The sequence below is a fragment of the Streptomyces sp. NPDC002809 genome (assembly GCF_040295435.1).
GTDB lineage: Bacteria > Actinomycetota > Actinomycetes > Streptomycetales > Streptomycetaceae > Streptomyces.
Map to the genome: position 1 here is coordinate 219,454 of NZ_JBEOVJ010000002.1, position 11,758 is coordinate 231,211.

An 11,758-nucleotide genomic window follows, 5' to 3' on the forward strand; every position below is an offset into this window, starting at 1 on the left:
CACCCATGGCAACGCTTGAAATCCGCGACCTGCACGTCACCGTCGAGGCCGACAACGCCACGAAGGAGATCCTCAAGGGCGTCGACCTGACCGTGAAGCAGGGCGAGACCCACGCCATCATGGGCCCCAACGGGTCCGGCAAGTCCACCCTCGCGTACTCCCTCGCAGGCCACCCCAAGTACACGGTCACCGGTGGCACGGTGACCCTGGACGGCGAGAACGTCCTGGACATGACCGTCGACGAGCGCGCCCGTGCCGGCCTGTTCCTCGCCATGCAGTACCCGGTCGAGATCCCCGGTGTCTCGGTCTCCAACTTCCTGCGTACCTCCGCCACCGCCGTCCGCGGCGAGGCGCCCAAGCTGCGTACCTGGGTGAAGGAGGTCAAGGAGACGATGGCCGGTCTCCAGATGGACCCGGCGTTCGCCGAGCGCAACGTCAACGAGGGCTTCTCCGGCGGTGAGAAGAAGCGCCACGAGATCCTTCAGCTCGAGCTCCTCAAGCCGAAGATCGCGATCCTCGACGAGACCGACTCCGGCCTGGACGTCGACGCGCTGAAGACCGTCTCCGAAGGAGTCAACCGGGTCCGCGAGTCGGGCGAGGTCGGCACCCTGCTGATCACGCACTACACGCGGATCCTCCGCTACATCAAGCCCGACTTCGTGCACGTCTTCGCCAACGGCCGTATCGCCGAGTCCGGCGGCGCCGAGCTCGCCGACAAGCTGGAGGACGAGGGCTACGAGGCCTACACGAAGGGTGGCGCTTCCGCGTGACTGACGCCCGACAGGGGCTCTCCGGCCTCCTCGACACCGAGGCGATCCGCAAGGACTTCCCGATCCTGGACCGCACGGTCCACGACGGCAAGAAGATCGTTTACCTGGACAGCGCGGCGACCTCGCAGAAGCCGCGCCAGGTGCTCGATGCCGTCAACGAGTACTACGAGCGGCACAACGCCAATGTGCACCGCGGCGTGTACACGATCGCGGAGGAGGCCACGGCGCTGTACGAAGGCGCCCGTGACAAGGTCGCCGCGTTCATCAACGCGCCCAGCCGCAACGAGGTGATCTTCACCAAGAACGCCTCGGAGTCGCTCAACCTCGTGGCGAACATGCTCGGCTGGGCCGACGAGCCCTACCGGGTCGATCACGAGACCGAGATCGTCACCACGGAGATGGAGCACCACTCCAACATCGTGCCGTGGCAGCTGCTCTCGCAGCGCACGGGCGCGAAGCTGAAGTGGTTCGGCATCACCGACGACGGCCGGCTCGACCTGTCCAACATCGACGAGATCATCACCGAGAAGACGAAGATCGTCTCCTTCACGCTGGTCTCGAACATCCTGGGCACGATCAACCCGGTCGAGCAGATCGTCCGGCGCGCCCAGGAAGTCGGCGCACTGGTCTGCATCGACGCCTCGCAGGCCGCCCCGCACATGGTGCTCGACGTGCAGGCGCTCCAGGCCGACTTCGTGGCCTTCACCGGTCACAAGATGGTCGGCCCGACCGGCATCGGCGTGCTCTGGGGACGGCAGGAGCTCCTGGAGGACCTGCCGCCGTTCCTCGGCGGCGGCGAGATGATCGAGACCGTGTCGATGCACTCGTCGACCTACGCCCCCGCGCCGCACAAGTTCGAGGCCGGTACGCCCCCGATCGCGCAGGCCGTGGGCCTCGGCGCGGCCGTGGACTACCTCTCGGCGATCGGCATGGAGAACATCCACCGCCACGAGCAGGCCATCACCGAGTACGCGGTGAAGCGTCTGCTGGAGGTCCCTGACCTCAGGATCATCGGTCCCGCCACCGCGGAGGACCGCGGCGCCACGATCTCCTTCACGCTCGGCGACATCCACCCGCACGACGTGGGCCAGGTTCTCGACGAGCTGGGCATCGCGGTCCGGGTCGGACACCACTGCGCACGGCCGGTCTGCCTGCGGTACGGAATTCCTGCGACGACGCGAGCGTCGTTCTATCTGTACTCCACGCCCGCCGAGGTCGACGCCCTGGTGGACGGTCTTGAACACGTCCGGAACTTTTTCGGTTAGACAGCGGCTGAGGGTTGACTGGTGAAGCTTGATTCCATGTACCAGGAAGTGATCCTGGACCACTACAAGCACCCCCACGGGCGCGGCCTGCGGGACGGCGACGCCGAGGTGCACCACGTCAATCCGACGTGTGGTGACGAGATCACGTTGCGGGTGCGGTACGACGGCGAGACGATCGCCGATGTGAGCTACGAGGGTCAGGGCTGCTCCATCAGCCAGGCCAGCGCCTCCGTGCTGAACGAGCTGCTGGTCGGCAAGGAGCTGGGCGAGGCGCAGAAGATCCAGGCCGCGTTCCTGGAGCTGATGCAGTCCAAGGGACAGCTGGAGCCGGACGATGCGATGGAGGAGGTGCTGGAGGACGCGGTCGCGTTCGCCGGTGTCTCCAAGTACCCGGCCCGGGTCAAATGCGCGCTGCTGAGCTGGATGGCGTGGAAGGACGCGACGGCGAAGGCGCTGTCCGAAGGGAAGACGGCATGAGCGACAACGAGACTCTCACCACGAAGCCGGCCTCCGAGGAGGAGGTCCGCGAGGCCCTGTACGACGTCGTCGACCCCGAGCTGGGCATCGACGTCGTCAACCTGGGCCTGATCTACGGCATCCACGTCGACGACGCCAACATCGCGACCCTCGACATGACCCTGACGTCTGCGGCCTGCCCGCTGACCGATGTCATCGAGGACCAGGCGAAGTCGGCCACGGACGGCATCGTCAACGAGCTCCGGATCAACTGGGTCTGGATGCCGCCGTGGGGCCCGGACAAGATCACGGACGACGGCCGCGAGCAGCTTCGCGCGCTGGGCTTCAACGTCTGAGCACTCCTGTACGAACGTCGAACGGCCCCCGGCGCAAGCCCGCCGGGGGCCGTTCGACGTTGTTCGTCCGGCGTACTCCTGGTGTGTGCCGCCCGTTGGCCCGGGAACCGGAACCTTCTCCTCGACACCACGCCGACGAGAGGTACGCCGTGCCGCATCCCCCCGTTCTCCGCCACCGCCGTACCGTCGCCGCCGCGGGAGGCGCCCTGGCGCTGGCCGCCCTGGGCCTCGGTGTGCCCGCGCACGCCGCGAGCTACGGAACACCGACGATCACCCTGTCGGCCGGCTATCTCTCCGGCGCCGTCGGCGCCACCGCCGACCCCGTGGTGACGGTCACCGTCGCACAGAGCGGCGCCGACGCCACCGCGCTCGGCGTGGCCGCGTCCGCCAGCTCCAAGACGTCCGTCGCCGCCACCGGGGACGTCACCGTGACCGGCACCGGCGCCACCCGGCAGCTCCGCGTCGCCGCGCACGCCCGCGGCTACACCGACCTCACCATCAAGGTCACCGGACTCGGCGGGAAGACCGCCACCAAGTCGCTGCACTTCGCGGCCTCCGCCGCCGTGCAGAACGCGGCCGACACCCGCTACCTCACCGGCTCCTCCGACGCCTCGGCCGCGGTAGACGCCGGCGGCGGGTATGTGGTGGTCGCCGACGACGAGACCAACACCCTGCGCCTCTACGACAGCTCGGTCTCCGGGGCCCCCGTCCGCACCTGGGACGTCGCCTCGAAGCTCGGCGTCTCCAAGGAGATCGACATCGAGGGCGCGGCCCGGGTCGGCAACACCATCTACTGGACAGGTTCCCTGGGCAACAACAAGGACGGCGAGTACAAGGCGGACCGCAACACCGTCTTCACGACCACGGTGACCGGTTCCGGCGCAGCGACCCAGCTGACCGTCGGCGGCTCGTACAAGAAGCTCCGGGACGACCTCGTCGCCTGGGACAAGGCCAACGGCAACCGCTACGGCTTCGCCGCGGGCACCGCCGACGGCGAAGTGCCCAAGCAGATCGACGGGTTCAACATCGAGGGCCTGGAGTTCGCACCCGGCTCGACGACCACCGCCTACCTCGGCTTCCGGGCACCGCTCGCTCCGCCGAAGGGGGGCGGCAAGGCCCTGATCGTGCCCGTCACCAACTTCGACAAGGTGGCCGGCTCCGGAGCGAAGGCGGTCATCGGTACGCCCATCGAGCTGGACCTCGGCGGCCTCAGCATCCGCGACATCCGCAAGAACTCCGCCGACCAGTACCTGATCGTGGCGGGTTCCTGGGCCGCGGACGACAACTCCGACCCGTACGCGCTCTACTCCTGGGACGGCGTTGCGAGCCATGCTCCGGTCAAGCGGCTCGACCTGCCGACCAGCGACCCGGGCGGCTGGGAGGCCGTCGTCGACGTACCGGACCTGAACACGCCCGGCGCACGCGCCCAGCTGATCACGGACGCGGGCTCGGCCGATCTGTACGGGGACGGCACGGAGGCCAAGGACCTCGACCACGACGAGTGGAAGAAGTCCCGCGCCACCTGGTTCACCGTCAACGGCTGATCCGGACCGGCGATCCTCAGGGTTCGCCCTCCGCACGCGCCGCCCGGTGGGCGTCACCCCGGAGCCGGGCGGCGCGGTCCTCAACACGTCTCCGTCGTTCCGTTCGCCTCCTTCGCCGTGAGCGTCAGGGCCGACGGGCCCGGCACGTCCGACCGTCCGAATAGGATGCTCTCCACGAACTGCCGTACGGGTGAGAGGTTGGGGACTCAAGGTGTTGTGGGGCAGGAAGGAAGAAGGCGGACTGCCGAAGATCCCGCGGAGCGTGGATCCGCGGCGAGCCCGTGCCCTGCCGGTTCCGGCCCAGGCGCAGGACGACGCCCGCATGTTCATGCTGGGTGGTGACACCATTCGGGCGGTCAAGGTGATCGTGGACGCGACGGGCTACGACCTGCGCCAGGCCAGGGACATCGTGTATGCGCTGGTCTACGACATCGAGGTGCCGAGGGGGAACTGAGCCGGGGCGGGAGAGCGATGGCCGGACCGAGGACGTCGACGGCCGGTCCGTTCTGCACTCGCCGGCAGGCCACCCCGAGTACGCACCGTACGCACGCGAACGGCCCCCGGCGCGAGCCTGCCGGGGGCCGATCGGCGTTCTGGCCACGCTTGCCGCCGGGCTATCCCTCCGAAGCCGTCGGAGTGACCGGCGACCGGTAACAAAGCGATTCGACGGTGACCTCCAGCATGGGCGGGGAGTTTTCGGCCATGACTTCCTTGTGCAACCTCACGTCGACCGCGAATTCCCGCCCCGCGGATTCCGCGATGATCTGCGGACTTCTTCCCTGGCTCCGGTCCGGACCGTCCTTGACGATCTTCCATCCCCCTTTCGGGAGCTCGACCCGCAGGCGGTTCATGGCCTTTTTCATATCGGCAAAGGGGGCCGTGTAAACACCCCAGGGGTGATGTGCTCGGTAGACCTCCTCCGCGGAGTCGTAGCCCTAGCAGGGCGGCGTCATCGCACCCGGCTCCGTGACCGTCCCCTTGAGGTCGAGCATCTCGAGAATCCGGCTGGATGTCCTCTCGACGTCCGCCTTCACGGTTTCGCTGTCCCGTGTCTTCACCGCCGTCTCCTTTCCGTGTGAACACGCCGCCATCAGCGCGCATATCGCGATGATGAACCCCAGTTGAGCAACTCGCCTATTCAAGTTCCACCTTGTCGTGTTTGCCGGCGCTGGCGGCTGCCTGGTTGCGTAGGCTGACGGAGTTTTCGTCGTGGATTCCAGTGTGTCCGCCGGAGTCGCTTGCCATGATCTTTCCGCCGAAGGATTCGTCGGTGGGAATGGTCCAGTTGTCACCGAGCCCCATCGCGCGGCCCCCTGCCGGACCAGCTGGTCGTCCCAGGAGTCGGCGCCCATCGCCCATACATGGTCGGCTCCGGCGCCCAGGTCCGCCGCGTGATCAAACACGTGTACTGGTCTGCGCCAGTCGCGTCGGTCAGGGGCCCGACCCGCCGTGAACGTCGGGCACGGCCGGTCCGGCGGTCGCCACGGGTTCTGCGGGGGAGCCGTTACGGTGACGGGCATGTCTGACACCGACTTCTGGACCTTGCCTCCCGACCGTGAAACCCGGGGCAGTGGCAGCCGATACGAACTGACCGTTCTCCAGCCGCCGTTCGCGGATGCAGCCGGCGGTCCGCCGCCCAACGACGCCGACCGGGCCGCGGAGTTCGTCCGCTCCCTGGGGACGGTCGACGACGTGATCGAAGACCTCGGCCCCCGTGGACGGAGCGACATACTCACGGTCGCCACCAGGGCCGATCTGGACATCGTCCAGGTGGGGGTGTGGGGAAACGTCATGTCGGTCTCCGATCCGGCGTTCGCGGACGACGGCAACGACATGCCATTGCTCGCGGAGGCCACCCGGCTGCGTGAGCGCTTCCCCGACGCCCGGATCGTCGGCAGGGTGGAGGTGCACTGCGGTGCCGAGCACACCGAGGACCTCGTGTGGCTGCCGGACGGCACCATGTTCCATGCGTGCGGCTGGCCCGGTGACGAACCGTTCGTCGTGACCGGCGACCCCCGGGGTGTGATGTCCGCCCTCGGGATCACCGCTGAGGAACTCGAAGACCTCGATGTGTATGTCGACCTGGACGACGAACCGAACCAGAACGACTGGGGCGCCCTCGCCACGGCATGCCTGGGAGAGGCGGACCCGTGGGGAAGGGCCGACCTGGTCGCCTCCTCGCTGAGGGTGCGGCACAGCGAGCACGCGACAAGCCACATGGAGAGTCTGTACTTCACCGACTGACCACACGACAACTCCCCTTGTGGGCAATCTGGGTGGATCGATGACACGTCCTTAACCGTTCCTTATGCGCCGACGGGCCGGTCTAGGGTGAATCGTCGGCGCGTACACGTCACGGGGGCCTTACGCGCCGCCCCTATCCCCTCAAGGCCCCACGTGAGGGATGTTCACTCTTGAACAGAGCACTGCGCATATCCGGGCGGTGGCGTACGGCCGGCCGCGTCCTCGCCGCGTTAGGGATCGCCTCGGCGATCACCGTGACCGGTCTGCCCGGTATCGAGACCGACACCGCCACCGCAGCACCTCGCGCCGTCTCCGCCAGGATCAAGCCCGGCGCCCAACGCTGCGACAAGAAGAACCTGGGGCGCACGGAACCGAGCACGCCGACCAACTCGGGATTCCCCAACGACCCCACCGGCTCGAACTTCTCCGCCTGGCAGGGCAACCCGAAGAACTTCAACTACGACCTGCCCGGCAAGGCGTACGACGGAGTGAAGGCGCCGACTGCCTTGGACAGGACCAAGGCCCTGTCCAAGGTCCCGGGCGACACGGAGAAGAACTACAAGGCGTGGCAGAAGATCGCGGACAAGTCCGGTGACCCGGAGGACCGCAGGTTCGAGATCTACGCCCGGTACTTCAACAACAGCGAGAGTCTGAGTTTCGAGCACTGGTTCGAGCGCCGGTTCATCCGTAACCAGGTCAACAACCACAAGGGATCGTCGTTCGAAGCCCAGCTCGTGCGTGACTTCCGTCTGGTCGGGCCGGACTGGCTGTGTGAGGTCACCGTCGAACTCATCGACGCGCAGGGCAACGTCGTCGACACGCGCCGGTACGACGCCTACAACCAGCGCACCAAGGAGTTCAACGAGTTCAAGTCGAACTCGGAGCTGACGAACAAGCAGCTCGCGAAGGACCGGAAGGTCGCCCGGCTCATGCCGGACCACAAGTTCCGTGTCACCGGTGCGAAGGCGTTCTCGGACACCCAGCGCAAGAAGATCGACAACTTCAACAAGTACGTCAACCGGCTGCGGCCGGGACAGACGAACCAGGTCCGCGGCAACCAGCGGATCTACAACCCCGTCCCGCGGACCACGCCCATCAGGGGCTACTCCGACTACCAGCGGTGGTTCGCCCCGGGCTGCCAGGGCGGCCAGGGCACGACGCAACTCGCAGCCGCCTCCACCTGCGGCACCCGGGGCCCGCTGAACGACCGCATCAACGGCTCCGGGAAGACCCTGAGCGAGGCCAGGAAGATCCAGGCCGACGCACGCCGGTTCGACTCCCGGGGCACCCTCCCGCGAGGCGGCCCGGGCGGCGTCGACTTCACCACCCTGGAACTCCGCTATGTGGGCGGCCTCGGGAAGGGCAAGGGCATGCAGTACTCCATGCGTGCCGACCAGATGCCCAACCCCGACGAGGACCCGGGCTTCGGTGGCGAGGCGCGCATGCAGCTCTCCTCCGACGCCCTGTTCACCTGGCTCGCACTGACTCCCGAGAAGTTCTGGGTCAACCTCAACCCGGACGAGCCCGACCGGGTCATGGACGCCACGTTCGGCAGGACCGACGTGGGCCGGGTCCTGCTCGAATCGGACCTGGAGATGAAGCACGACTTCTCCGAGGCCCTCAACCCCGACAAGCACGCGGGTGCCAGGCGGTACTGGGACACCGCACCCCGCCAGAACGGCATGCCCTGCTTCCCGGGCGTGCGCATGTGGATCGAGCCCAAGCCCGCCCAGGTCCGCGAGCAGGACGGCGGGATCTACATCCTCGACGCACCCCTCAAGGTGTCCACCCAGTGGCTGGACGTCGAGTGGCAGGCACCCGGCTCCACCGAGTGCACGGGTCTGACCGACACACAGAAGCACGCCATCGAGGCGAGCATCCGCACGAACGTGATGCCGGTGGTGGAGGAGCGGGTCAACACCGACCCCGACTACGCCGACCTGCGGGCCGTCTACACCGCCCGCGTCGCCGCCGAGTACATCCGCCAGCAGGACGCGAAGACGGCGACCGACTTCCACAAGATCATTGACTCGAACGACGTCTCCGCGTGGCCGCTGCGCGCGCCCAACGAGAAGTGGACCCGCGAAAGCGTCCACGGACGCTACATGGACTCCATCAAAAAGGGCATCGAGTGGTTCGAGCTGGAGTACGGCGGCAAGGTCTACAACCAGGGCGTCGGCGGCGTGGACTTCTCCAAGCAGCCCAAGCAGAACATCTCCCGCACCCGGTTCAACGCGGAACACCGCACCCTGGACACCACCACCAAGACGTCCCTCCGGTCCGATGACGTCTCGTACCGGGACACCGACACCCTCTACCTGGGCGGCGGCAGGATGGCGGCAGGCGAGGGCGAGAACCCCAAGCCCACTCCCACTCCCACTGCCACGAAGCCTGGTCCCGACCCGACCGAACCGGGTGGCGATCCGTCGGCCTCGGCCCCGGCTCCGGCCCCGACGGGCGGGAACACCCAGCCGCCGGCGAACAGGCCGGACCCGGACGGCGGCCTCGCCGACACCGGCTCCGACACACCGGTCGGGCTGATCTCCGGCATCGCCGCAGCGGTCGTCGTCGCAGGTGCGGCGCTGGTGTGGTGGATGCGCCGCAGGCGCCAGGACGCCACCGGCTGACCGACCGGAGGTAATTCGCACGCTTGTACGGGATGGGCCTCACCCCCCCCGAAAGGGAAGGGGTGAGGCTCATCCCGATCCGAAAGCAGCCGGCTCCCGGCCTTGGTCTCCGGCCCCCTGGCTCCTGACCCCGGCACCCGCCGCCGGAGTCAGCCCGCCTTCGGCGGCTTCCGCGCGTCGAAGGCGAAGAGCGTGTTGTCGGCCGCGGCCGCGATCACCGCACCCCCCGCGACGGTCACGCGTGGGCTTGCGCCCTGTTCGCCGGTCAGACCCTCGGCCTGCGGATCTGTCGTCCACAGGGGCTTCCCGTCTTGCGGCGACAGGGCGACCACGCGGCCGGTGGCCGAGCTGAAGTACAGTGCGCCGTCTCCCGCCGCGGGGCCCGAAGCACCCTCCACGGAGGTCTGCCGCGACCACTTCTGCCGGCCGGTCGCGGGGTCGATCGCCGTGACGAGGCCGGTCTGCCCGCTCACATAGACGGTGCCGTTCACCATGCCGGGCGTTCCCGCGTACGTCCTGGCCAGCGGGGAGTACGTGACCTTCAGGGAGGCCGGGTCGACCCGCGCCACCGCGTCGTAGCCGACCGACGCCGGTCCCTCCATGTGTTCCTTCAGGAGTACGAGGACGCCGTCGTCGACGCCCACCGGGACGGCGGGGCCGTCGACGGCGAGGGGACTGCCCAGCGCACCCGAGGCGCGGTCGACCGTGAACAAGGTGGGGCGGCTCACCTCCGAGGCGTCCAGCTCCGCGTCCTCCGCGCACATCGCGAAGAGCTGTGAACCCGCCGGGACGGCGGCGCACCGGGTGCCCGCGGGGAACGGTGTCGTCCAGGCGGTCTTGCCGCTGTGCGCGTCCCGGGCTTCGAAGCGGGAGTCGGAGGCGTCGACCGTCACGACGGCGGTGCCGGCCACCACGGCGTCCTGGGTCCGGCCCGTGACGGCCGTCGACTGGGAGCCGGACGCCACGGACCACAGCTCCCGGCCGGTGTCCGCGTCGAGGGCCACCACCTCGCTGGGAGGCCCCTGCGGGGCGTTCTCGGCGGCGAAGCGGTACCCGAGCACCGTGTCGTCGGTGGCGCCCACCAGGTGCATGCCCTGGACGGGGATGCCCGGGCTCTTCGCCGTCCACACTCGCGAGCCGTCCTGCGGCCTGACCCGGGTCGCGACGACGCCGCCGCCCCCGCAGAACAGCGCGTCGCCCCGGGCGACGCAGCGCAGCTCGTCGGGGATGTCCGTGCGACCGCCCTGCACAGTCGTGCGCCACGGGGTGAAGCCGGCCGGAAGCGCGGCAGCCGGAGCCGCGACACTCTTGCCCTCGTCGCCGTTCCCCGCGGAACCGCCCGCCTTCAGCACGGCCGCCCCGCCGCCGATCGCCGCCACCGCGACCGCGGCCGCGAGCACGGGACGCCAGCGGCGGCGCAGCCGACGGCCGATCGAGGTGTCGGTGGCCGGGCCGGTGGGCGTCACGAGGTGATGCTGGGTGTTCATGTCGCGGGTACGGCCCGCCCCGGCCCCGGCCGTACCGGTTCCGCCGAGATCGGCCGACAGATCCCGCAGCAGCACGAGGAGTTCGTCCGCCGAGGGGCGGCCCTCGGGCTCCTTGGCCAGGCACGACTCGACGACCGCGCGCAGCGCCGGCGGAACGGCATCCAGGGACGGCTCCTCGTGCACCACCTGATATGCCGTCATGTACGGGCTGTCCGCGTCGAAGGGCCCGTGGCCCGTCGCCGTGTACACCAGCAGCGTCCCCAGCGAGAAGACATCGGACCGAGGCCCCACACCGCGGGGCGCCTGGAGCTGCTCGGGCGACATGAAGGGCGGTGTGCCGATGACCCGCCCCGTCATCGTCAGCGTCTGCTGGTCCGCGGCGCGCGAGATGCCGAAGTCGATGACGCGCGGCCCCTCGGGCGAGAGCACGACGTTCGAGGGCTTCAGGTCACGGTGGACGACCCCCACCCGGTGGATGTCGCGCAGCGCCTCCGCCAGCCCGATGGCGAGCTTCCGCAGCTCCGCGCCGTTCAACGGGCCTGCCGCGGCGATGTGCTGGGCGAGCGTGGGCCCCTCGATATAGGTCGTGGCCATCCACGGCTGATCGGCCTCGGGGGCGGCGTCGACCACCGCGGCGGTGAACGCGCCGCTCACCCGCCTCGCAGCCGCCACCTCCTGGCGGAAGCGGATGCGGAACTCGTCGTCCCCCGCGAACTGTTGGTGGATCAGCTTGATCGCGACAGGTCTTCCGGAGCTCGTACGGGCCAGGAAGACCGTGCCCATGCCACCCGAGCCCAGCCGTGCCTCAAGCGGATAACCGCCGATCTCGGCTGGATCACCTCCGCGCAGCGACACTCTTCCCGACCTCCCGTCCCCCGTGAACCTCTGTCATCACGGGCCTTCGTGCCTGTCCTGCACACAAACTAGCCGCAGGGTGGCCCCGCAGAGCAAAGCGGGGGACGAACAGGCGCCCGTCGGCGCCGCCTTGGGACGCGCGTCGGCTGGGCGC

The 11,758-nt window shown here is 68.9% G+C and carries 12 protein-coding genes; 8 read left to right on the forward strand and 4 right to left on the reverse strand.

The window, feature by feature from the left end; genetic code table 11:
• Positions 1 to 5: 5 nt before the first annotated feature.
• From sufC to ABT025_RS02305, 6 genes are all read left to right on the forward strand, one after another.
• Complete coding sequence (gene sufC, locus ABT025_RS02280) at positions 6 to 770, forward strand: Fe-S cluster assembly ATPase SufC (RefSeq protein ID WP_350988839.1); 765 nt, start codon at positions 6 to 8, stop codon at positions 768 to 770.
• Positions 767 to 2,035 (forward strand): cysteine desulfurase, encoded by a 1,269-nt coding sequence (locus ABT025_RS02285; RefSeq protein WP_350988841.1) that lies wholly within the window; start codon positions 767 to 769, stop codon positions 2,033 to 2,035. The genes sufC and ABT025_RS02285 overlap by 4 nt, the downstream gene beginning before the upstream one ends.
• 21 nt (positions 2,036 to 2,056) lie before the next feature.
• Positions 2,057 to 2,512 carry a Fe-S cluster assembly sulfur transfer protein SufU gene (gene sufU / locus ABT025_RS02290; protein ID WP_024492621.1) on the forward strand — a complete coding sequence of 152 codons (456 nt, stop codon included), beginning with the start codon at positions 2,057 to 2,059 and terminating at the stop codon, positions 2,510 to 2,512.
• Positions 2,509 to 2,847 carry a metal-sulfur cluster assembly factor gene (locus ABT025_RS02295; RefSeq protein ID WP_056783575.1) on the forward strand — a complete coding sequence of 113 codons (339 nt, stop codon included), beginning with the start codon at positions 2,509 to 2,511 and terminating at the stop codon, positions 2,845 to 2,847. Before sufU ends, ABT025_RS02295 begins: the two co-directional genes overlap by 4 nt.
• A gap of 149 nt (positions 2,848 to 2,996) precedes the next feature.
• On the forward strand, positions 2,997 to 4,391 hold the full coding sequence (locus ABT025_RS02300) for a DUF3616 domain-containing protein (protein ID WP_350988844.1): 1,395 nt from the start codon (positions 2,997 to 2,999) through the stop codon (positions 4,389 to 4,391).
• 262 nt (positions 4,392 to 4,653) lie between these two features.
• Positions 4,654 to 4,845, forward strand: coding sequence for a hypothetical protein (locus ABT025_RS02305; protein WP_350988846.1), 192 nt, complete (start codon positions 4,654 to 4,656; stop codon positions 4,843 to 4,845).
• A 160-nt stretch (positions 4,846 to 5,005) separates the two neighbouring features.
• Here the strand turns inward: ABT025_RS02305 and ABT025_RS02310 are convergent, their stop codons facing one another.
• The 3 genes from ABT025_RS02310 to ABT025_RS02320 all read right to left on the reverse strand — a co-directional run bounded on the left by ABT025_RS02310 (position 5,006) and on the right by ABT025_RS02320 (position 5,693).
• Positions 5,006 to 5,242 (reverse strand): hypothetical protein, encoded by a 237-nt coding sequence (locus tag ABT025_RS02310; RefSeq protein WP_350988848.1) that lies wholly within the window; start codon positions 5,240 to 5,242, stop codon positions 5,006 to 5,008.
• A gap of 84 nt (positions 5,243 to 5,326) precedes the next feature.
• Positions 5,327 to 5,449 (reverse strand): hypothetical protein, encoded by a 123-nt coding sequence (locus tag ABT025_RS02315; protein WP_350988850.1) that lies wholly within the window; start codon positions 5,447 to 5,449, stop codon positions 5,327 to 5,329.
• A 76-nt stretch (positions 5,450 to 5,525) separates the two neighbouring features.
• Positions 5,526 to 5,693: a hypothetical protein gene (locus ABT025_RS02320; protein WP_350988852.1), complete on the reverse strand. Its 168-nt coding sequence runs from the start codon at positions 5,691 to 5,693 to the stop codon at positions 5,526 to 5,528.
• A gap of 216 nt (positions 5,694 to 5,909) precedes the next feature.
• Here ABT025_RS02320 and ABT025_RS02325 point away from each other — a divergent pair, with 216 nt between their 5' ends.
• Both ABT025_RS02325 and ABT025_RS02330 read left to right on the forward strand, forming a co-directional pair.
• Entirely contained in the window at positions 5,910 to 6,635 is a 726-nt protein-coding gene (locus ABT025_RS02325; RefSeq protein WP_350988854.1) for a DUF6333 family protein, read from the forward strand.
• Between the two features lie 170 nt (positions 6,636 to 6,805).
• Positions 6,806 to 9,262 (forward strand): hypothetical protein, encoded by a 2,457-nt coding sequence (locus ABT025_RS02330; RefSeq protein ID WP_350988856.1) that lies wholly within the window; start codon positions 6,806 to 6,808, stop codon positions 9,260 to 9,262.
• A gap of 149 nt (positions 9,263 to 9,411) precedes the next feature.
• Here the strand turns inward: ABT025_RS02330 and ABT025_RS02335 are convergent, their stop codons facing one another.
• Positions 9,412 to 11,604 (reverse strand): serine/threonine-protein kinase, encoded by a 2,193-nt coding sequence (locus ABT025_RS02335; RefSeq protein ID WP_350988858.1) that lies wholly within the window; start codon positions 11,602 to 11,604, stop codon positions 9,412 to 9,414.
• Between the last annotated feature and the right edge of the window lie 154 nt (positions 11,605 to 11,758).

Bases quoted from the DNA above. Each gene is read 5' to 3' on its own strand.
- sufC (WP_350988839.1), top strand. From the start codon at position 6: ATGGCAACGCTTGAAATCCGCGACCTGCACGTCACCGTCGAGGCCGAC.
- ABT025_RS02295 (WP_056783575.1), top strand. From the start codon at position 2,509: ATGAGCGACAACGAGACTCTCACCACGAAGCCGGCCTCCGAGGAGGAG.
- ABT025_RS02310 (WP_350988848.1), bottom strand. From the start codon at position 5,242: ATGAACCGCCTGCGGGTCGAGCTCCCGAAAGGGGGATGGAAGATCGTC.
- ABT025_RS02320 (WP_350988852.1), bottom strand. From the start codon at position 5,693: ATGGGGCTCGGTGACAACTGGACCATTCCCACCGACGAATCCTTCGGC.
- ABT025_RS02325 (WP_350988854.1), top strand. From the start codon at position 5,910: ATGTCTGACACCGACTTCTGGACCTTGCCTCCCGACCGTGAAACCCGG.